The sequence below is a fragment of the Micromonospora violae genome (genome assembly GCF_004217135.1).
Classification (GTDB): domain Bacteria; phylum Actinomycetota; class Actinomycetes; order Mycobacteriales; family Micromonosporaceae; genus Micromonospora; species Micromonospora violae.
The window spans coordinates 4,692,133-4,712,065 of sequence record NZ_SHKK01000001.1 but is presented as its reverse complement, the minus strand read 5'-3'; the positions used below and the strand labels follow the sequence as shown (position 1 = coordinate 4,712,065).

General features: G+C 72.3%; 18 protein-coding genes. 12 read left to right on the top strand and 6 right to left on the bottom strand.

What is annotated here, in order from left to right:
- Positions 1-7: 7 nt before the first annotated feature.
- Complete coding sequence (locus EV382_RS20920; protein WP_130404397.1) at positions 8-2,152, bottom strand: S9 family peptidase; 2,145 nt, start codon at positions 2,150-2,152, stop codon at positions 8-10.
- Between the two features lie 86 nt (positions 2,153-2,238).
- Between EV382_RS20920 and mshB the strand changes: the two genes are divergently transcribed.
- From mshB to EV382_RS20905, 3 genes are all read left to right on the top strand, one after another.
- Positions 2,239-3,165 (top strand): N-acetyl-1-D-myo-inositol-2-amino-2-deoxy-alpha-D-glucopyranoside deacetylase, encoded by a 927-nt coding sequence (gene mshB / locus EV382_RS20915; protein ID WP_130404395.1) that lies wholly within the window; start codon positions 2,239-2,241, stop codon positions 3,163-3,165.
- A gap of 17 nt (positions 3,166-3,182) precedes the next feature.
- Positions 3,183-3,620, top strand: coding sequence for a hypothetical protein (locus EV382_RS20910; protein ID WP_130409055.1), 438 nt, complete (start codon positions 3,183-3,185; stop codon positions 3,618-3,620).
- A gap of 116 nt (positions 3,621-3,736) precedes the next feature.
- Entirely contained in the window at positions 3,737-4,201 is a 465-nt protein-coding gene (locus tag EV382_RS20905; RefSeq protein ID WP_130404393.1) for a hypothetical protein, read from the top strand.
- Between the two features lie 567 nt (positions 4,202-4,768).
- On the opposite strand, the gene EV382_RS20900 is transcribed toward EV382_RS20905, so the two are convergent.
- A complete protein-coding gene (locus tag EV382_RS20900; RefSeq protein ID WP_130404391.1) occupies positions 4,769-5,932 on the bottom strand; it encodes a GNAT family N-acetyltransferase in 1,164 nt (387 codons plus the stop codon).
- A 79-nt stretch (positions 5,933-6,011) separates the two neighbouring features.
- Here EV382_RS20900 and fdxA point away from each other — a divergent pair, with 79 nt between their 5' ends.
- Both fdxA and dapC read left to right on the top strand, forming a co-directional pair.
- Entirely contained in the window at positions 6,012-6,338 is a 327-nt protein-coding gene (fdxA, locus tag EV382_RS20895; protein WP_007464872.1) for a ferredoxin, read from the top strand.
- Positions 6,335-7,438 carry a succinyldiaminopimelate transaminase gene (gene dapC, locus EV382_RS20890; protein WP_165435933.1) on the top strand — a complete coding sequence of 368 codons (1,104 nt, stop codon included), beginning with the start codon at positions 6,335-6,337 and terminating at the stop codon, positions 7,436-7,438. Before fdxA ends, dapC begins: the two co-directional genes overlap by 4 nt.
- 45 nt (positions 7,439-7,483) lie before the next feature.
- Here dapC and EV382_RS20885 read toward each other — a convergent pair whose 3' ends face one another.
- Positions 7,484-9,325, bottom strand: a complete 1,842-nt coding sequence (locus EV382_RS20885) for a M48 family metallopeptidase (protein WP_130404387.1) — start codon at positions 9,323-9,325, stop codon at positions 7,484-7,486.
- A 227-nt stretch (positions 9,326-9,552) separates the two neighbouring features.
- Here EV382_RS20885 and EV382_RS20880 point away from each other — a divergent pair, with 227 nt between their 5' ends.
- Genes EV382_RS20880 through EV382_RS20870 form a run of 3 tightly spaced genes read left to right on the top strand, consistent with a single transcriptional unit; the run spans position 9,553 to position 11,876 of the window.
- The gene (locus EV382_RS20880; protein WP_130404385.1) at positions 9,553-10,572 is read left to right on the top strand and encodes a prephenate dehydrogenase; all 1,020 of its coding nucleotides are present in this window, start codon (positions 9,553-9,555) and stop codon (positions 10,570-10,572) included.
- A gap of 9 nt (positions 10,573-10,581) precedes the next feature.
- On the top strand, positions 10,582-11,229 hold the full coding sequence (locus EV382_RS20875) for an SIMPL domain-containing protein (protein ID WP_130404383.1): 648 nt from the start codon (positions 10,582-10,584) through the stop codon (positions 11,227-11,229).
- Entirely contained in the window at positions 11,229-11,876 is a 648-nt protein-coding gene (locus EV382_RS20870; protein ID WP_130404381.1) for a nucleoside/nucleotide kinase family protein, read from the top strand. Before EV382_RS20875 ends, EV382_RS20870 begins: the two co-directional genes overlap by 1 nt.
- Here the strand turns inward: EV382_RS20870 and EV382_RS20865 are convergent.
- On the bottom strand, positions 11,873-12,409 hold the full coding sequence (locus EV382_RS20865) for a sugar O-acetyltransferase (protein WP_208758642.1): 537 nt from the start codon (positions 12,407-12,409) through the stop codon (positions 11,873-11,875). The genes EV382_RS20870 and EV382_RS20865 overlap by 4 nt on opposite strands.
- A 116-nt stretch (positions 12,410-12,525) precedes the next feature.
- Here EV382_RS20865 and EV382_RS20860 point away from each other — a divergent pair, with 116 nt between their 5' ends.
- The gene (locus EV382_RS20860; protein WP_130409051.1) at positions 12,526-15,924 is read left to right on the top strand and encodes a S8 family serine peptidase; all 3,399 of its coding nucleotides are present in this window, start codon (positions 12,526-12,528) and stop codon (positions 15,922-15,924) included.
- 50 nt (positions 15,925-15,974) lie between these two features.
- On the opposite strand, the gene dapD is transcribed toward EV382_RS20860, so the two are convergent.
- Positions 15,975-16,934: a 2,3,4,5-tetrahydropyridine-2,6-dicarboxylate N-succinyltransferase gene (dapD, locus tag EV382_RS20855; RefSeq protein WP_130404379.1), complete on the bottom strand. Its 960-nt coding sequence runs from the start codon at positions 16,932-16,934 to the stop codon at positions 15,975-15,977.
- A gap of 78 nt (positions 16,935-17,012) precedes the next feature.
- On the opposite strand from dapD, the gene dapE reads away from it, so the two are divergent.
- Positions 17,013-18,086 (top strand): succinyl-diaminopimelate desuccinylase, encoded by a 1,074-nt coding sequence (dapE, locus tag EV382_RS20850; RefSeq protein WP_130404377.1) that lies wholly within the window; start codon positions 17,013-17,015, stop codon positions 18,084-18,086.
- A 62-nt stretch (positions 18,087-18,148) separates the two neighbouring features.
- Here the strand turns inward: dapE and EV382_RS32860 are convergent, their stop codons facing one another.
- A complete protein-coding gene (locus EV382_RS32860) occupies positions 18,149-18,316 on the bottom strand; it encodes a hypothetical protein (protein WP_165435686.1) in 168 nt (55 codons plus the stop codon).
- A 154-nt stretch (positions 18,317-18,470) separates the two neighbouring features.
- On the opposite strand from EV382_RS32860, the gene EV382_RS20845 reads away from it, so the two are divergent.
- Complete coding sequence (locus EV382_RS20845) at positions 18,471-19,337, top strand: LOG family protein (protein WP_130404375.1); 867 nt, start codon at positions 18,471-18,473, stop codon at positions 19,335-19,337.
- Complete coding sequence (locus tag EV382_RS20840) at positions 19,337-19,882, top strand: LOG family protein (RefSeq protein WP_130404373.1); 546 nt, start codon at positions 19,337-19,339, stop codon at positions 19,880-19,882. The genes EV382_RS20845 and EV382_RS20840 overlap by 1 nt, the downstream gene beginning before the upstream one ends.
- The last annotated feature ends 51 nt before the right edge of the window (positions 19,883-19,933 follow it).

Here is a 19,933-nt window from a genome sequence, read left to right as displayed (position 1 = left end):
GCGGGGTTCACCGCAGATGGGTACGGAGGAATTCGAGCTCCAGGGGGAGTAGCCGCTCGGCGGTGCCGTTCGCGGCCATGTGGGTGGCCCCGGTCAGCGGCAGCACGGCGTGCGGGCGGCCCGAGCTCAGCAGCGCCGCCGACAACCGCAGCGTGTGCGCGGCCACCACGTTGTCGTCGGCCAGCCCGTGCACCAGCAGCAACGGGCGGGCCTGGTCCGGCCCGGTGACCGGCTCGGCGGCCAACTCGACCAGCGAGTGGTGCGCGTAAAGGTCCAGGCCGTCTTCCGGCAACCCCAGATAACGCTCGGTGTACGCGGTGTCGTACAACGCCCAGTCGCTCACCGGTGCGCCCGCGATGCCGCACTTGAACAGCTCCGGGTGGCGGAGCACGGCCAACCCGGCCAGCCACCCCCCGAACGACCAGCCGCGCACCGCCACCCGTTCCAGGTCCAGATCGGGGTGCTTGCCGGCGAGCGCGGTCAGCGCGTCGATCTGGTCGGCGAGGATCACGTCGGCGACCCGCCGGTGGATCGCCTTCTCGAACGACGGCGCCACGCCCGGCGTACCCCGGTTGTCGATGGTGACCACCGCGAACCCGGCGTCGGCCCACCACTGCCGCTCCAACCACGCGGCCCGCGCCGCCACGACCTCCTGGTGCCCCGGGCCGCCGTAGATGTCCAGCAGCACCGGCAGCCGCCGCCCCGTCACGTGGTTGTCCGGGTAGAGCACCGCCGCCGGCAGCCGCCGATCGGTCACCCGTTCCAGCAGCGGCAGCGGAGAGTACGGCGGGGTGGCGGCGAACGACCGCAGCTCGGCGATCTCCTGATCGCCGCGACGAACCGTCCAGTGCACCCCGGCATGATCGAGAGAGGCGACGCCGACGGCGAGGACGTCCCCGCCGACCGCCGCCGTGTACCACCCGGAATCGGTGGTGAGCCGGCGCGCGTCCACCCCACCGCCGATGGTGGTGCGGACCCGGAACAGGTGCCGCTCGCTCGGCTCGCCGTCGCTCGCCTCCACCAGCAGGTCGGCCGGGCCCGCGACCGCCGGCAGCCGACCGACCACCCGCCGCACGTACAGCGACGGCGGGGTGAGCAGGGTGCCGTCGGCGAACAGGCAGCGGGCGTCGTACCCGTCGTGGGCCAACTCCCCGCCGACCAGTACCCGGCCGTCCGGCAGGTGCGCGGGAGTGCCGGCGATCGGCTCGACCCACCGCGGGTCGGCCAGTTCGGCGTGCACCTGCGTCTCACCCGTCCGTGGGTCCACCGCCAGCACCAGCCCGTGCTGCTGTGAGCGGCGCAGCACCGTGATCAACGGGCTGCCCTCACCCCAGCTGACCCCGGTCAGGTACGGGTACGTCTCCCGGTCCCAGTGCACGTCGACCCAGCCGTCGTCCAGGTCCAGCAGATGCAGGCTGACCTCCGCGTTCGGCCCACCAGCCCGGGGGTACGCGACGGCCGTCGGCGGGCTCGCCGGCTCCGCCGGGTCGTGCAGGTGCCAGCGCTCCAGGCGCGACTCGTCGACCCGGGCGGCGAGCACCGACCGACCGTCCGGCGCCCACCAGTACCCCCGGAACCGGCCGAACTCCTCCGCCGCGATGTGCTCGGCCAACCCCCAGCTCACCCCGGCGTCCTCGCCGGCCAACAGGGTGTCGGTGCCGTCCGGGTCGATCACCCGCAGCTCGCCCCGACGCACACCGTCGGCCGCGTCCGTCACGTACGCCAGCCGCTGCCCGCTCGGGTCCGGACGAGGGTCCAGCACCGGGCCGACCGCCGCCACCTCCACCACGTCACCGTGCACCAGGTCAGCCCGGAACAACCGCCCGGCCAGCGCGAACACCGCAACCCGACCGGCCGAGTCCAACGCGTACGAGCCGATGCCGGCGGCACTGAGCCGCAGCCGTTCGCGCAGCGCGCGTTCACCGGGGGTGAGGGACCGGACGTCGCCGCCCTCGCCCAGCAGGGTCGCCGGGTCGGCGACCAGCCGCTCCTCGCCGGTGCCCACGTCCAGTAACCAGAGCGCGTCCGCCGGATCCTCGGGGCCGGCGGAGCGCAGGAAGATCACCCGGGAGCCGTCCTCAGCCACCGAGACATCGCGTGGCGCGCCGTGGCTGAACCGGCGGGTGCGGGCGGCCAGCTCCGGAAAGTCCACACGCCAAATCGTAGAGCGGGAGCGGAGGTGATGTGGCCGACCTGGGCGGACGCGTCAGCGTTGGCCGGGCCGAACCGCCAGTTAGAGTGACCGTCGTGACGATGCTGCCCGACCGCCGCCTGCTGCTGGTCCACGCGCACCCCGACGACGAGTCGATCGGCACCGGCTCGACGATGGCCCACTACGCCGCCGCCGGGGCGCACGTCACGCTGGTGACCTGCACGCTCGGCGAGGAGGGCGAGATCCATGTGCCCGCGCTGGCCCAGCTCGCCGCCGCCGAAGCCGACCAGCTCGGCGGGTACCGGGTGGCCGAACTGGCCGCCGCGTGCGCCGCGCTCGGCGTCAGCGACCACCGCTTCCTCGGCGGCGCCGGGCGCTACCGCGACTCCGGGATGATGGGGCTCGCGACCAACGAGCACCCCCGGGCCTTCTGGCAGGCCGACCTCGACGAGGCCGCCGGGCATCTCGTGGAGATCATGCGAGAGGTACGCCCGCAGGTGCTCATCACGTACGACCCGAACGGCTTCTACGGTCACCCCGACCACATCCAGGCGCACCGGGTGGCCATGCGCGCCGTCGAGCTGGCCGCCGCCGAGGGCTGCGCCCCACTCAAGGTCTACTGGACGGCCCTGCCGCTGAGCGTCCTGGAGGCCGGCATGACGCACTTCGCCGAGTCCTCCGACAACCCGTTCGCCGGCATCGAGGACATCGCCGACCTGCCCTTCGGCACCCCGGACGACCAGATCGCCGCCCGGATCGACGGCACCGACCAGCACTCGGCCAAGGAGGCCGCCATGCGGGCGCACGCCACCCAGATCCCGGCCAACTCCTGGCTCTACTCGATCGCGGGCAACTTCGGCGGCGAGTTCATGGGCGTGGAGTTCTTCACCCTCGCGGTCGGCGAGAAGGGGCCGGGCGTCGGGCCGTACGGCTGGGAGGACGACCTCTTCGCCGGCCTCCCCCCGGAGACCGCCCCGGACCGTTCCCCGGTCGCGGCGGCGGGTCTGCGGTGACCCTGCCGGCCACACCGATGACGGTCCTCGACGATCAGGAAGCTCCGCCGCCGGCGGGGCCACCACCGCGCCTGCTGGACCTGGGCATCCGGCTGGTCGGCGCGGTCGTCGTGGTCGTCGCCGGAGTGGTGACCGGCGTGCTGGAGCTGCTGCTCGCCACAGCCCGCGTCGGCGGGCAACTGATCGGCGTGTCGGTGCTCTTCGCCATCGGTGCCAACATCGTGTTGAGCTGGTTCGCGTACGAGGCGGTCGGCCGCCGCTGGGCGGTGGCGCTACCGGCGGTGCCGTGGTTCGCGCTGATGGCGGTCGCCGCCATCCGCACCAGCGAGGGCGACCTGTTGCTGGCCGGCGACAACTGGGTGGGGCTGGCCATGATCGTGGCCGGTGCGATGACCTTCGCGGTGATGGGCTTCCGGCAGATCCTCGCCCCGCAGTCGCCCATGCTCGGCGGCTGACCCCGGGTCGCTTCCCGGTTATGTCCGGCTGATGACGCCTCCCAGGTAGGGGTGGTAAATATTCCTGCCAGGAATACGAACCCCTTCGACGGGGCGTACGGCAGGAGGGTCCGACGATGGACAAGCGGTGGCGTGACATCGGGGTACTCGTAGCAGCGCTGTTCGCGGTCAACGTGCTCGCCCGACTGATCACCCGGTTCGGCTTCGACACGGACGACACCGCCGCTGACCGGGTATCACTGGTGATGTTCACGGTGATCGGGGTGACCCTCGCCGTGGTCGCCTTCCGCTGGGGTCGTCGCCGGCCACTGGCGGACTGGGCCGCCGACATGGCGCTCGTGGTGCCGGTGGCGATGCTGCTGACCGTACTGGTCGGGCCCTTGCTGGTCGGTCACAACCCGTTCGCCGGCGGTGCGGCGACGTTCTTCGCCCAGATCTGGCTCTACCTGCTCGCCACCGGTGCTGGGCTGCTGATCGGCTACCTGGTGCTCACCGCGCTCGGCCGCGACTACCGCTCCCAGCAGCTCAAGCGGTTCGCCGAGGCCAAGGCCGCCAAGCCCCGCCGAGTCGTCCGCCGCTGACCACCCGCTGAGCCCTCGGCCGGGCCGTAGGTGTGGCCCCCCGGTCTGTCCGGGCCGTAGGTGTGGCCCGTCGTCCGTCCGGGCCGTAGGTGTGGCCCGTCGTCCGGGCCTTACGTGCGGTCGACTGTGAACGCCCCTTGATCGACTCGGTTTTCTTGAAGTCGGGGTGTCCTGGGCGCGGGGATACCGCGACCTCCTGAAAGCCGAGTCGATCAAGGCTTCGGGCCATGTTCGTGAGTGCGGTCGGGTGTGTTGGCGGGGTCGCGCATGTTCGGCGCTTCAGCCCGGTGCTCGTGCTTGATCGACTCGGTTTTCTTGAAGTCGGGGTGTCCTGGGCGCCGGGATACCGCGACTTCCTGAAAACCGAGTCGATCACGGCGACGAGGCCGCCCCGGCCAGGGCCGGACCGGCCGGAGTAGCGCCGCGCCGCGCAGGGCCGCGCCGCGCCGGGCCGCGCCGCGCCGGGCCGCGCCGGGCCGCGCCGGGCCGCGCCGGGCCGGGCCGGGCCGCGCCGGGCCGGGCCGCGCCGGGCAGGGCCGCGCAGAGCAGGGCCGCGCCGGGCCGGGGTCAGGTTGGGGCGACCCGAGTCAGGTAGGTGTGATGGGTGACGAGGCCAAGACTCTGGTAGAGCGTGACCGCTGCCGTGTTGCGCTGCTCGACCTGGAGGAACGCGTGCGTCGCGCCAGCGGAGGCGCCCCAGGTCGCCAGTTCGTGGATCACCCGGCCGGCGAACCCTTGTCGGCGGGCCGCCGGTAGGACTTCGATCAGGCTGAGGCCCAGCCAGCGCCCCTGGCCGGTCACCGTGCCGCGGCCGATGGCCGCCAGGGTGCCGTCGGCGTACACGTGGGCGAAGCGGACCTGGTCCACCGCGGTGAGGACGTGCCAGGCGGCGTCCGGCAGGCCGCCCTTGCGGCCGGCGGCGATGGCCAGCCACTCGTCGCTCGGCGCGGTGGCCAGCTCGACGATCGCGCCGCCCTGCCCGTCGCCCGTCGCGCCGCCCTGCCCGTCGCCCGTCGCGCCGGCCTGCCCGTCGGCCGCCGCGCCGCCCTGCTCGTCGGCCGCCGCGCCGCCCTGCTCGTCGGCCGCCGCGCCGCCCTGCCCGCCGACCACCCCGCCGCCCTGCTCGTCGGCCGCCGCGCCGGCCACTCCGTCGCCGCGCCCGTTACCCCGCCCGCCGGCCAACCCGCCGGCCGAGGTTGACGTCAGCACGGGTAGCGGCGCGGTCTGCACCAGTACTGGTGGGCGGGTGCCCCAGCCGCGGGCGTCCAGTTCGGCGCCGACCGGTGCGGCGAGCGGCAGCGGCGTGTTGATCAACGCGGGTTGGCCCAGCTCGGCGTACCAGCGTTCCACCGCGTCGACGGCGGCGGCCAGCGGTCGGTCCGGGTCGCCGATCGGCAGTGCCGAGTTGGCGCGCCCGGTCCATCCCTCGGCCGACCGGAGCAGCCAGTCCCCGAGTCGGCCCCGTGTCGGTGCCGGCCAGGCCTCGTCGGCGGCCCGCTCCAGGGCCACGACGGCGGCGGCGGTGGGCCGACGGGTGGGTGGTACGCGTTTGGCGCGGTGGACCTGCGCCACCGGGACCCGTAACTGCCCCTGCGCGGTGGCCAGCGTGAGATGAGTCTCGCTCAGCTCGACCAGCTCGCCGAGGGCATCGGAAAATTGTGGCCGGCCTTCGCGAATCCCCACAATACGGCGGACCACGATTCGGTGTCCCACATCCTGCTGTCGGAGCACGATCGACCCCCTCCCCGGCGAGATACTAGGCTCTTACCGTCGCGGGAGATCGCGGCGAGTCTTGCGGAGGAGAAGACCGGTGACCTACATCATCGCCGAGCCGTGCGTGGATGTGCTCGACAAGGCATGCATCGAGGAGTGCCCGGTCGACTGCATTTACGAGGGCAATCGGATGCTCTACATCCACCCCGACGAGTGCGTCGACTGTGGTGCCTGTGAGCCCGTCTGCCCCGTGGAGGCGATCTTCTACGAGGACGACGTCCCGGAGCAGTGGAAGGACTACACCGGCGCGAACTACGAGTTCTTCGAGGACCTGGGCTCGCCCGGTGGCGCCTCGAAGATCGGCAAGGTGGAGAAGGACGCCACCTTCGTCGCCGCGCAGCCGCCACGCGGCGAGGGGCACTGAACCGGCCCGCGCCGGTCTCGTCGCGGCTGCCCGAGTTCACCTGGGACACCCTGGACGCCGCGGCCACGCTGGCCGCGGCGCATCCCGAGGGCCTGATCAACCTCTCCATGGGTACGCCGGTCGACCCGGTGCCCGAGGTGATCCGGCGGGCGTTGGCTGACGCGTCCGATGCTCCCGGTTACCCGCTGACCGCCGGCACCCCGGCGTTGCGGGCCGCGATCGCGGCGTGGGTGTCCCGAGCCTGCGGCGCAGGCGTCGACGGTCTCGGTGTGCTGCCGACCATCGGTTCGAAGGAGCTGGTGGCCTGGTTGCCGACGCTGCTCGGCATCGGCCCGGGTGACGTGGTGGTGGTGCCGTCGATCGCGTACCCCACCTACGAGGACGGTGCCCGGCTGGCCGGCGCCACCGTCGTCCGTACCGATTCGCTGACGTCGGTCGGGCCGACCTCGCGGGTTCGGTTGGTCTGGGTGAACTCGCCCGGCAACCCGACCGGCCGGGTGCTGCCCGCGGCGCACCTGCGCAAGGTGGTCGACTGGGCCCGCGAACGTGGCGCGGTGGTCGCGAGTGACGAGTGCTACCTGCCGTTGGGCTGGTCGGCGGAGCCGGTTTCGGTGCTGTCGCCGCAGGTCAGCGGGGGCAGCTATGCCGGTGTGCTGGCTCTGCACTCACTCTCCAAGCGGTCCAACCTCGCCGGTTACCGGGCCGGTTTCGTGGCCGGCGACCCGGCGCTCGTCGCCGAGCTGCTCAAGGTTCGCAAGCACGCGGGCATGATCGTGCCCGCTCCGGTGCAGGCGGCCATGGTGGCCGCGTTGCAGGACGAGCGGCACGCCGAGGAGCAGCGGGAGCGTTACCGCGCCCGGCGGGAGGTGCTCACCGCGGCGTTCACCGGTGCCGGGTTCACCGTCGAGCACTCCGAGGCGGGTCTCTACCTCTGGCTGACCAGGGGTGAGGACTGCTGGCAGACGGTCGACTGGCTGGCCCGTCGGGGCATCCTGGTCGCCGCTGGCGTCTTCTACGGCCCGACGGCCGGGAAGTACGTCCGGGTCGCGCTGACCGAGTCTGACGAGCACATCGCCAGCGTCGCCGCCCGCCTCGCCTGATCGCGGTCCGGGCGGTCGATCCGGTAGGTCGACCGCCCGCACGCGTCAGTCGCCGATCTGGCCGAAGACCCGCAGCAGGGTCTTCCGGCTCTGCTTCTCCAGCAGTTCGCTGGAGTACAGCTCCTGGATGGCGAGCACCCGGCCGTCGTGCATGGTCAGCTCCGCCTTCAGCGGTATCTCCCGCGTGACGTCCACGGAGACGATCTCCTCGTACGGCAGGAACGTGTGCCGGGCGGCCAGCTCCGCGATCGGCACCGAGGTGACCAACTCGCCGAGCCGCTTCTCGCCCTGACTGGCCTTGCCGGGGTCGGCGACCAGGACCAGCCCTCGGTCGAGGACGAGGACGTCGTGCTCCGTACCGTCGATCTTGATGTTGGCCAGCGCGCCGATCAGGTCGGCGTCCCGCCCGGAGACCCGGTCCTCCACCACCGTCGCGCCGGCGGGGTCGATGCCCAACTCGGTGAGGCGGGCCAGCGCCACGTCCAGGGTCTGCGGCGCGACGGCCAGCTTGGCGATCTCGGCGAGGTCCCACGGTTGCCCCTCCGGCCCGACGAACTGGGCCGGACCGGACCAGGAGAGCTGCCAGTGGGCCCGACCGGAGCGGACGGCTGCGTTGTCGAGCAGCATCTCCATCGTTCCGGCGAACCGGGCGGCGGCCTCCTCGCCGGTGGCGTCGCCGAAGAACTGTTCGGCGAACTCGCCCAACCGACCGGAGCGCACCAGGTCCAGCACCGTCGTGAGGCCCGGCCCGCTGACGCCGGCGAAACGCCCCACCGCCCGGTAGACGCTGTCCGCCTGCTGTTGCACCCCGGCCGCGATCGCCGCGGCGATGAACTGCGGCCAGGGCAGCAGCTGACGGTGGCCGTGGTCGACCACGATGCCCTGCAACTGCCGACCGGCGGTGTCGATGTCGGCGAGCAGCAGCGCGGCGGGCCGGTCGTCGGACGTGGCCGCTCCCGCCGGCAGACCCGCCATCGCGGCCACCCGGACGCCGATCGGCGGGTGGGTGTCCCACCGTGACGGCTTCCGGTCGGGGGTGTTCTCCCGCAGCTGGTCGATCTCGTCCTGCCGGCCGCGCAGCAGGTGGCCGAAGCCGCCGAAGAGGTCGTCCGGCGCCAGCTCGGCGGACCAGCCCGGCTCGACGTACCGGCGCATGAAGAAGCCCCAGGCCGCGTCGAGCGCCGGCAGGGCACGCAGCGCGGAGGCCGCGGCGTCCGGCCCGGCCAGCAGTACGGAGGACCGGTCGGCCTCCAGCTCCTGCCGGCGGGACGCGGCGTTGTCCACGATCAGGTAGAGCCGGGCGTAACCCTTGAAGACCCAGCCGATCGGGTTGCGGGGGCTGATCCGGTTCAGCGTCTCCGCGATTGCCAGCCGACCCCGGTACGCCACCGCGCCGAGGCGGGTGTGCTTGCCGGAGTAGTGGCCCAGCTCGTGTGCCAGCACCGAGCGTAACTGGTCCATCCGCAACGCCTGGAGCAGCGGCAGGCCGACGTACAGGGTGCGTCGTCCACCAATCAGGCCGAGCAGTTGGCTCTGCTCGGCGACCGCGGCGTTCACCTCGGGCACCAGCCGGATCTCGTCCGGGGCGCGGGTGTCGACGGCGGTTGCCAGCTCGCGGACGGCAGCCCACAGGCCCGGGGCTTCCCGTTCGGTGAGGATCAGGCCCGGGGCCGGCTCGTTCTTCGCGCGCATCGCCCGCCAGAGCCCGACGGCCACCGCGCCCAGCGCGACGACCAGGGGCAGCAGCACCTTGCCGGTGACGAGGCCGTTGGTGTGACTGAACAGCCAGACCCCGAGCGCGGCGACGGCGGCGAGCTGGAGGAGCGCGACGACGTAGAAGCCGATCAACATGACCACCGAGGCGAGCGCCCGGTATGTCGCGGACATTTCGTTTCCCTCCGCTGTGTGCCCGCATCGGAGCGGCGGGCGGCGGTGCGGACCGTACGACGTCGGTTCTGAAGTGGACAACCCCTTTCGGGTCGGCCTCGTCAAGATCTACGGTCAGCCCGATCGATGCAGCGGGCGGGGGCCGGCGGGCCCGAACGATATCCTCGGCCCGGACCTGGTCGGGGCCGTGCGGTCCCGTACCCCAGCAGGAACGTCGAGGTGTGCGGATGGTGGACGAACCGGGCGCGCGGGTGCGGGCGGCGGTGGTCGGCACCGGCCTGATCGGTGGCTCGGTGCTGCTCCGGATGTACGCCGCCGGCGTCGACGTGATCGGGTGGGACCCCGACCCGGCGACCCGGCGGGAGACCCGCCAAGTGGGCGTGCCCGCGCCGGACCGGCTGGTCGACGCGGTGGCCGACCGGGACGTGGTCTTCCTGTGCGGGCCGTTGCCCACCCTGCCGGCGACGTTGGTCGAGGTGGCGGCGATGACCGGTGAGCACTGCGTGTTGACCGACGTCGGTAGCACCAAGGAGCAGGTGGCGGCGTTCGCCGCCGCGCAGGGGCTGACCCATCGGTTCGTGCCCGGGCACCCGATGGCGGGCACCGACCGGGCTGGCTTGACGGCCGCGCGGTCGGACCTGCTCGTTGGTGCGGCGTGGGTGCTCTGTCCGGCGCCCGGGCCGGCCACCAGCGCGTTCCGCTGGTTGGCCGAGCTGTTGGTGCGGCTCTTCGAGGCCCGGGTGGTGCCGATGTCCGCCACGGAGCACGACTCGGCTGCCGCGCTCGCCTCGCACGTGCCGCACCTGCTGGCCGGCGCGCTGGCCGGGGCGGTGCAGCGCGCATCGCTGCGTGACGCGATACTCGCGCTCGCCGCCGGCAGCTTCTCCGACGGCACCCGGGTCGCCGGAACCCCGGCCGAGCGGACCGCCAACATGCTGCTCGGCAACCGGGACCGGGTGCTGGGTGAGCTGGCCGAGGTCACCGCGTTCCTGGACGACCTGGCCGCCGCGCTGCGCACCGACGACGCTGCGGCGCTCACCGCGCGGTACGCCGAGGCGCGGGCCGCCCGCGCGGCGCTGCGCGACCGGCGTTTCGATGCGTACGACCGCGAGTTCCCGACCGGCGGTGACCACGCCGCCGAGGTGTCCTGGCTGCGTGAGCTGGGGGTGGCCGGGGGTCACCTGACCGGCCTGCACGTCGGGGCGGACACGGTCTCCTACGCGGCGCGCCGGCCCGTGGCTGACTAGGCTGAGGGCATGGCGGTGGACAGTCCGGTGGTGCAGGTGCGCGGTGAGGCGTACCGGGAGGTGCCGCCCGAGCTGGCCCGGTTCGCGGTCACCGCGACAGCCCGCGACCGGGACCGGGAGACGACGCTGACCCGGTTGGCCGAGCGGGCCGCCGCGGTTCGGGTGCTGTTGGACGGCTCCGGGCCGGCGGTGGCCCGGCGGGAGACCGGTGATCTGCGGGTGCGACCGGAGACCCGACGCTCGGGTGAGCGGGTGGTCGCCTGGCACGGCAGTGTCACCACCACGGTCACCGTCACCGACTTCACCGCGCTGGCTGAGCTGATGTTGCGGCTCGCCGACCAGGACCAGGTCGAGGTGGCCGGCCCGTGGTGGGAGCTTCGCCCGGACAGCCCCGCCCATCGTGCGGCCCGGCACGACGCGATCAGCGACGCGCTGCTGCGGGCCCGGGAGTACGCGGAGGCGCTGGGCGCGCGGGTCACCTCGTTGATCGAGTTGGCGGACGCGGGTCCTGCCGACCGGCCGATGTTCGCCCGTGCGGCCTTCGTCGGTGGGGGCGCGGGCGGTGCTGCACCGGAGCTTGAGCTGGACCCGCAGCCGCAGCCTGTGCAGGCGGCGGTGCAGGCGCGGTTCACCATCAGCGACCCGGTTCTGGGCTGATGCCGCCGGCCCGGGTGGTGTCCGCCGACGAGTTGGTGGCGCGCGCGAGGGCGCTTGCCGAGGCTGGCCCGCGACAACTGCTCGGCATCGCCGGTGCGCCGGGCGCCGGGAAGTCCACCCTGGCGGAGCAGATCGTCGCCGAGGTGGGTTCGGCCGCCTGCCTGGTGCCGATGGACGGTTTTCACCTGGCGCAGGCGCAGCTGGTCCGGCTGGGTCGCGCCGACCGCAAGGGCGCGGTGGACACCTTCGACGCCAATGGCTATGTCTCGCTGCTGCGCCGGTTGCGCCGGTTGGAGCCGACGTCGGTGTACGCGCCGGAGTTCCGCCGGGAGTTGGAGGAGCCGGTGGCCGGCGCGATCGAGGTGCAGCCGTCGGTTCGGCTGGTGGTGACCGAGGGCAACTACCTGCTGTTGCCGGATTTCCCCTGGCAGGAGATTCGGGCGCTGCTGCACGAGGCGTGGTTTCTCGACCTGGACGCCGAGGTGCGGCACCGCCGGCTGACCGCCCGGCACGAGGCGTTCGGTCGGTCGCCGGAGCAGGCGCGGGCGTGGGCGCTGGGCAGCGACGAGTCGAACGCCGCAGTGATCGCCCCGAGCGCCGAGCGGGCTGACCTGGTGGTTCGCCTGTCGGAGCCCCCGCCACCCTAGTCGAGTTCGCGGACCGGCCGGGCCGGGTTGCCGACCGCCACCACGTTGGCGGGCAGGTCCCGGGTGACCACCGCGCCCGCGCCGACGACGGTGTTCGCGCCGATCGTGACGCCGGCCAGCACGATCGCGCCGCCGCCGAGCCACACGTTGTCGCCGATGGTGATCGGCTTGGCCGCCTCCCACTTGTCCCGTCGCGGGCCGGGCTCGACCGGATGCGTCGGGGTGAGCAGTTGTACGTTCGGGCCGACCTGGACGTCCGCGCCGAGGGTGATCCGAGCGACGTCGAGGAAGACCGCGTTGTAGTTGATGAAGCTGCGCGGGCCGATCCGGATCTGCCAGCCGTAGTCGCAGTGGAACGGTGGGCGGATCCAGGTGTCCTCGCCCAGTTCGCCGAGGAGTTCGCGCAGTGCCGCGATTCGGGCCGGGGGGTCGGCCGCGGGACTGGTGTTGAAGCGTTCCATCAGCCGGGCGGCCCGGTCCAGGTCGGCGATGATCTCGGGATCGTCGGCGATGTATGGCTCACCGGCGAGCATTCTGTCCTTCATGGAGGTCACCGCCCGATCATGCCGGCGCGGGTCGACGTCCCGTGGCAAGTCCGTCATCTTTTGGACTTCTTTTTGCATACTCAGTATGCAATTCTGGGTTGTCAATGCGACTCCTATATATCAAGACGATTGACCAGGAGGATCCGTTGCACCAGGGAAGAAGATTGGCCGCCCTCGGCCTCGTGTTAGCGCTGGCGTTCTCCGCGCCGACCCCCGCCTCAGCCGCGACCGCCGCACCCGCGCCGCCGGGCGGCACCGACCACCAGAGTGCTCCGGGTGGGTCCACCGCCAACCGCTCGACCACCGTCACGTTGATCACCGGTGACCGGGTCACCGTCACCGCTTCCGGTGCCTCGGCGCAGCCCGGCGCCGGCCGCGAGGACGTGCGGTTCCTGGTCCAGCGTGAGCGCGGACGACTCTCGGTGACGCCGACGGACGCGCTGCCGTTGCTGCGCTCGGGCCGGGTGGACCGGCGACTCTTCGACATCACCGGGCTGATCGAGGCAGGTTACGACGACGCCCACCGGAACACCTTGCCGCTGCTGGTGGCGTACGGCTCGACGGGGACCGCCCGGCGGGCCCAGGCCGCGCTTCCCGGCACGCGGGTGACCCGCGACCTGCCGGTGATTGGCGGTGCCGCCCTGGCCGCCGGCAAATCCTCCCTGGGCTCGGTCTGGGCGACGGTCACCACCGGCTCCAGCGCGGCCCGGCTCGACGCGGCGGGGGGCGTCGAGCGGATCTGGCTGGACGGCCGTCGACGGGTGACCCTCGACCACAGCGTGCCGCAGATCGGCGCGCCCACCGCCTGGGCCGCCGGGTTCACCGGCGCCGGTGTGTCCGTCGCGGTGCTGGACACCGGCATCGACGCGACGCACCCGGACCTGGCTGGCAAGGTGGCCGAGGCACGCAACTTCACCGAGGTGACCGACGGTCGGGACATGGTCGGCCACGGCACCCACGTGGCCTCGACCATCGCCGGTTCCGGCGCGGCCTCCGACGGGAAGTACCGGGGCGTGGCTCCGGACGCGACACTGCTCGACGGCAAGGTCTGTGAGGACACCGGCTGCACCGACTCGGCGATCCTCGCCGGCATGCAGTGGGCCGCGGTGGAGAAGAAGGCCGCCGTGGTCAACATGAGCCTCGGCGGCTGGGACACCCCCGAGGTGGACCCGCTGGAGGAGGCGGTGCAGACGTTGACCGCGCAGACCGGCACGCTCTTCGTCCTCGCCGCCGGCAACGACGGCCTCGACGGCTCGGTCGGCTCCCCGGCCAGCGCCGACGCCGGGCTCGCCGTGGGCGCGGTGGACCGCGACGACGAGTTGGCCGAGTTCTCCAGCCGCGGCCCCCGGGTCGGCGACGACGCGCTGAAGCCGGACATCACCGCGCCCGGCGTCGACATCGTGGCCGCACGGTCCGCCACCGGCTTCATCGGCGATCCGGTGGGGGACCGCTACGTCTCGATGTCCGGCACCTCGATGGCCACGCCACACGTGGCCGGGTCGGCCGCGCTGCTGGCCCAGCAGCACCCGGGCTGGCGGGCCGACCAGCTCAAGGCCACCCTGATGGCAGCCGCCAAGCCGCATCCGGAGCAGACCGCCTACCAGCAGGGCGCCGGGCGGGTGGACGTCGCGCATGCGATCACCCAGCAGCTCACCACCGACCCGGTGAGCGTCTCATTCGGGCGTACGCTCTGGCCGCACGGTGACGATGCCCCGATCACCCGCACGGTGACCTGGCGAAACGATGGTCCGGCCCCGGTCACCGTGGACCTGAGTATCGAGGGCGCCGGCCCCGGCGGCCGGGCGTTGCCGGCCGGCCTGTTCGAGTTGGGCGCCAACCAGCTCACCGTGCCGGCGGGCAGCACGGCCGCCACGACCGTCACCACGAACACCCGACTCGGCGACGCCGACGGTTACTGGACCGGGCGGATCGTGGCCCGCTCCGGGTCGACCGTCGCGGTCACCCCGCTGGCCGTGCACCGCGAGGTGGAGAGCTACACGCTGACCGTGGAGCACCTGAACCGCGCCGGCGCGCGTACCGCGGACCACTGGACCCTCCTGCTCGGGATGGACACCTTCAGTTCGTGGGACCTGGTCAGTTCCGACGGGGTGGCCACCGCGCGGCTGCCCAAGGGGCAGTACGGCCTGAGCAGCCTCGTCTTCGAGCCCGGACCGGAGGATGAGCAGCGTGGGATGTCCATGTTGGCGCAGCCCGTACTGACCATGGAGGAGGACACCCGGATCGTGGTGGACGCCCGCCGGACCAAGCCGGTGCGGACCACCGTTCCGGACCGGAACGCCGTCCCGGAGTTGATCGACATCAGCGGCAACTTCAACGCCGACGACGGCAGCGGATACACCGTCGGACTCTGGGCGGAGACGTTCACCGGCCTGACCAGCGGCCCGCTCGGCAAGCGGGTCTCCGCCGACCAGTTCGTCGCCACCGTCAGCAGCCAGTGGACCAAGCCGGGCGAGGCCGACAGCCCGTACCTGTACGCGCTGGCCGAAGCGGTCCCCGGCCGGATGCCCACCGGGATGGTCCGCGACTACGCCCGACGGGACCTGGCCACCGTCGTGCACCGCTTCGGCGGTGGCTACGCGGGCCTGGCGGCCGAGCGGATCGTGTACCCCGTGCTGGAGTACAACGTCGGCGCCGCCGCCCTGATCCTGCCCACCACGGTGCCCGGCCAGCGGGTCGAGTACTACAACACCAGGGGCGTGAAGTGGGAATCCCAGATCCTCTTCGGAGAGCTGGACGAGGACGGCTGGTTGAACGCGAAGGCCGTGCTCCTCTCCACGCCCACCGCGTACCGGGCCGGGCGGACGGTGCAGGAGATCTGGAACCAGGCCCCGTACGGGCCGTCCTTCCCGAACGCGCGCTGGCCGCACCAGAGCGTCACCCGGGTCGGCGACACCATCATGGTCGACATGCCCATGTTCAGCGACGCGGCCGGGCACCCGGGCGGTTCGCTGAACGACAGCGAGCAGACCAGGCTCTGGCGCGGCGGCAAACTGGTCGGCGAGAGCGAGTACGGCGGCAACGGAAAGTTCACCGTGCCCCCGGGCGCAGCGAACTACCGGCTCGTCACGTCGGCGAAGCGCAGCTTCACCGACCTGAGCACCGAGGTGGAGTCCAGCTGGACCTTCCGTTCCCGGCACGTCGCCGGTGACACGCCGGCCCACCTGCCGCTGATGGCGGTGCGCTTCACGCCGCCGCTGAGCCTCGACGGCAGCGCTCCGGCCGGGCGGAGCTTCGAGGTCCCGGTGCAGGTGCCGAGGCAGCCCGGCGCGGTCGGGTCGCGGGTGACCACGCTGACCGTGGACGTCTCCTACAACGGTGGCAAGACCTGGCAGACCGCGCAGGTGCGCAAGGGCGGGCACGGGTGGACGGCCACGGTCCGACACCCCGCCGGGCCCGGTTACGCGTCGCTGCGGGCCACCGCTCGGGACGCCGCCGGCAACACGGTGACCCAGCGGATCATCCAGGCGTACCGGTTGCGCTGAGGCGTACCCGTCCGGGTCCGCGGCCGACCGCCGCGGACCCGGCGGGGCCGTCAGTCGTTGGCGTGCAGGGCGGCGTTCAGCTCGATGCCCCGGCCGGTGCGCGGCCGGGCCTCCAGCCCGCCGGTGACCGAGTTGCGCCAGAACAACAGGCCGTCGACGCCGGACAGCTCCCGGGCCTTGACCACCCGGCCGTCCGGGAGCGTGATCTTCGAGGCGGCGGTGATGTAGCACCCGGCCTCGACCACACAGTCGTCGCCGAGCGAGATCCCGACGCCGGCGTTCGCGCCGACCAGGTTCCGCTCACCGATGCTGATCTTGTCGGTGCCGCCGCCGGAGAGGGTGCCCATGATGGAGGCGCCGCCGCCGATGTCGGAGCCGTCGCCGACCAGCACACCCTGCACGATCCGCCCCTCGACCATCGAGGTGCCCACGGTGCCGGCGTTGAAGTTCACGAAGCCCTCGTGCATCACGGTGGTGCCGGCGGCCAGGTGCGCGCCGAGGCGCACCCGGTCGGCGTCGGCGATCCGCACACCGGAAGGCACCACGTAGTCGGTCATCCGGGGGAACTTGTCCACCCCGTACACCGCCAGGTGCCGACCGGCGGCCCGCTCGATCACCCGCAGCTCGTCCACCCGCTCCGGGGGGCACGGCCCGGCGGACGTCCAGGCCACGTTGGCCAGCTTGCCGAAGATGCCGTCCAGGTTGAGCTGGTTGGGTCGGACCAGGCGGTGCGAGAGCAGGTGCAACCGGAGGTACGCGTCGGACGCGTCCTTGATCGGGTCGTCCAGCGAGCCGATCACGGTGACCACCTGCACCGTACGCAGACCGGGCAGGGACCGGTCGCCGAGCGCCGTCGGCGGCAGGTCGAGCACGTCCGCCTCGTCCTCGCCGGCGACCAGCGGCAGCTCGCCCAGGCCCAACTTGCCGGTCGGGTACCAGGTATCGAGCACCTGCTCGTCTGCGGTGACCGTAGCCAGGCCGATGCCCCAGGCGGAATCTGCGGACGTCACTGTTACACCTCTCGGTCACGGCCGGGCTGACCTCGGCTCGCTCCTCGCGCTGACAGACCTGAAGGTACCGTGCGAACCATGGAGAACCCGCTGACCCCCGAGGTCCTCGCCGATCCGGTGCAGCTGACCCGCGCTCTGGTCGACATAGAGTCCGTGTCCCTGAACGAGAAGGCGATCGCCGACTGTGTCGAGGAGGTGCTGCGGGGCGTACCACACCTGACCACCCACCGGCACGGCAACACGGTGATGGCGCGCACCGACCTCGGCCGGTCGCAGCGCGTTGTGCTGGCCGGGCACCTCGACACGGTGCCGTTGAACAACAACTTCCCGTCGACCATGCGCGGCGACCTGATGTACGGCTGCGGCACCTCCGACATGAAGTCCGGCACCGCGTACGCGCTGCACCTGGCGGTGACGCTGCCCGAGCCGCGCTACGACGTGACGTACTTCTTCTACGAGGCCGAGGAGATCGAGTCCCGGTACAACGGCCTCAACCTCGTCGCCCAGGCGTTCCCGGAGTGGCTGGAGGCGGACTTCGCGGTGCTGCTGGAGCCGACGTACGGCATCGTCGAGGCGGGCTGCCAGGGCACCATGCGGGCCATCGTGACGACCACGGGTGAGCGGGCGCACGCGGCGCGCTCCTGGCACGGGGTGAACGCCATCCACGGCGCCGGTGAGGTGCTGCGACGGCTCCAGGCGTACGAGGCGCGCCGGGTCACCATCGAGGGGTGCGACTTCCGCGAGGGGCTGAACGCGGTCCGCATCACGGGCGGCGTCGCGGGGAACGTGATCCCGGACCACTGCGAGATCGAGGTCAACTACCGGTACGCCCCGGATCGCGACCCGGCGGCGGCGGAGGCGCACCTGCGGGAGGTCTTCGCGGGATTCGACCTGGCTGTGACCGACGCGGCGGCGGGCGCGACCCCCGGGCTGGAGGCGGCCCCCGCGAAGGAGTTCCTGGCGGCGGTCGGCGCCGCGCCGATCGGCAAGCTGGGCTGGACGGACGTGGCCCGGTTCGCGGCGATGGGGATCCCGGCGCTGAACTTCGGCCCCGGCGACCCGAACCTGGCCCACCACAAGGACGAGCACGTCGAGATCAGCAAGATCCGCGACGGCGCGGCGACCCTGCACCGCTGGCTGGCCCCGGCCTGACCGGCCGCTGGCTGGCCCCGGCCTGACCGGCCGTCAACCCACCGGTGATCAAGAGGTTTGCGTCAGCCGGGCCCGTTATCGGCGACGCAAACCTCTTGATCGGCTCCGGCCGGGGCAGGGGAGGTGGGGGTCAGGTTCTGCTGGCGGGTGCGGCGGCGTTCGGCCACCACGTCTCGGATCCGTCGCTGCATCTGCCGACGGATCCGGATCATCTCGCTGTTACTGATCACGCTGTCTCCTCCCCCGAAGGCGCGCGCCGGGGCATACCCGGTATGTGAATAGTAAGACGTACGGGAAGGCCGAATAGTTGCCCATGATCCCGAACAATTTCTCGGCGTCCCCGCCACGCGCACCTGACCCGTGCTGCTCCACTACGGTTGCCCCATGAGCCAGAGCAACGGGCGGGAGGCCGGTCGCGGTCCGGGCCGGGAGCGGCATCGCGGTGCGGTCACCCTGCGTCGGGGGGCGATCCCGAGCAGCACGGCGGACCAGCGGTTGTTGGATTCGCGGGGGCGGGAGGACTGGAAGACCAAGGACGCCTGGCGTGCGCTGCGCATCCTCTCCGAGTTCGTCGAGGGTTTCGACACCCTCGCCGACGTACCGTCGGCGGTCAGCGTCTTCGGCTCCGCCCGCAGCGGGCCGGACAGCGCCGAGTGCCAGCTGGCCGAGCGGTTGGGCGGTGCGCTCGCCCGCGCCGGCTACGCGGTGATCACCGGTGGTGGGCCCGGGGTGATGGAGGCCGCCAACCGCGGTGCCAGCGAAGCCGGTGGGCTCTCCGTGGGGCTCGGCATCGAGCTCCCGTTCGAGCAGGGCATCAACGACTGGGTCGACCTCGCCATCGACTTCCGCTACTTCTTCGCCCGCAAGACGATGTTCGTCAAGTACGCCCAGGCGTTCGTCGTGCTGCCCGGCGGGTTCGGCACCATGGACGAGCTGTTCGAGGCGCTCACCCTGGTGCAGACCGGCAAGGTCACCCGGTTCCCGGTGGTGCTCATGGGCGTCGCCTACTGGCAGGGTCTGCTGGACTGGCTGCGCGACACGATGGCCGCGACCGGCAAGATCGGGCCGGTCGACCTGGACCTGATCTGTCTCACCGACGACGTCAACGAGGCGGTCCGGTACATCGTCGCGGCGGAGGCCGCGCTCTCCGCCGAGCAGGAGGCGGTCCGCGAGGAGGCCGTCGCCCGCACCCGGGCAGACCAGCAGGCCGCTGCCGACCAGACCGCCGAGCAATCCCGGGACGACAACTGATGGCGGCGATCTGCGTCTTCTGCGCCTCCTCTCGTACCCTCGATCAGCGCTGGTTGGACCTGGCCGCCGAGACCGGCGCGGAGCTGGCCCGGCGCGGGCACACGCTGGTCAGCGGTGGTGGGTGCGTTGGAATGATGGGCGCGGTGGCGGACGGTGCCCGATCCGTCGGCGGGCGCACCGTGGGCGTGATCCCGCAGTCGCTGGTTGATCTGGAGGTCGCCGACCTGGCCTCGGACGAGCTGCTGGTGACCGACTCGATGGCCAGCCGCAAGACGTTGATGATCGACAAGTCGGACGCCTTCCTCACCCTGCCCGGTGGGCTGGGCACCCTGGACGAGTTGTTCGAGGTCTGGACCACCGCCACCCTCGCCCTGCACACCAAGCCGATGGTGCTGATCGACACCGACGGGTTCTACCGCCCGTTGCTGGACTGGCTCGACGCGCTGGCCGACCAGACCTTCCTGAAGCCCGCCGGCCGCGACCTCCTGACAGTGACCACCACCGTCACCGAGGCCCTGGACGTCCTGGAATCCCACCTAACCTGACCCCACCCCCCACCCCCCACCCCCACCCCCACCCCCACCCCCCACACCTCG

Bases quoted from the DNA above. Each gene is read 5' to 3' on its own strand.
- EV382_RS20910 (WP_130409055.1), top strand. From the start codon at position 3,183: ATGACGGTCCTCGACGATCAGGAAGCTCCGCCGCCGGCGGGGCCACCA.
- EV382_RS20905 (WP_130404393.1), top strand. From the start codon at position 3,737: ATGGACAAGCGGTGGCGTGACATCGGGGTACTCGTAGCAGCGCTGTTC.
- EV382_RS20885 (WP_130404387.1), bottom strand. From the start codon at position 9,325: ATGTCCGCGACATACCGGGCGCTCGCCTCGGTGGTCATGTTGATCGGC.
- EV382_RS20880 (WP_130404385.1), top strand. From the start codon at position 9,553: ATGGTGGACGAACCGGGCGCGCGGGTGCGGGCGGCGGTGGTCGGCACC.
- EV382_RS20875 (WP_130404383.1), top strand. From the start codon at position 10,582: ATGGCGGTGGACAGTCCGGTGGTGCAGGTGCGCGGTGAGGCGTACCGG.
- EV382_RS20870 (WP_130404381.1), top strand. From the start codon at position 11,229: ATGCCGCCGGCCCGGGTGGTGTCCGCCGACGAGTTGGTGGCGCGCGCG.
- EV382_RS20865 (WP_208758642.1), bottom strand. From the start codon at position 12,409: ATGCTCGCCGGTGAGCCATACATCGCCGACGATCCCGAGATCATCGCC.
- EV382_RS20860 (WP_130409051.1), top strand. From the start codon at position 12,526: ATGCGACTCCTATATATCAAGACGATTGACCAGGAGGATCCGTTGCAC.
- dapE (WP_130404377.1), top strand. From the start codon at position 17,013: ATGGAGAACCCGCTGACCCCCGAGGTCCTCGCCGATCCGGTGCAGCTG.
- EV382_RS20845 (WP_130404375.1), top strand. From the start codon at position 18,471: ATGAGCCAGAGCAACGGGCGGGAGGCCGGTCGCGGTCCGGGCCGGGAG.
- EV382_RS20840 (WP_130404373.1), top strand. From the start codon at position 19,337: ATGGCGGCGATCTGCGTCTTCTGCGCCTCCTCTCGTACCCTCGATCAG.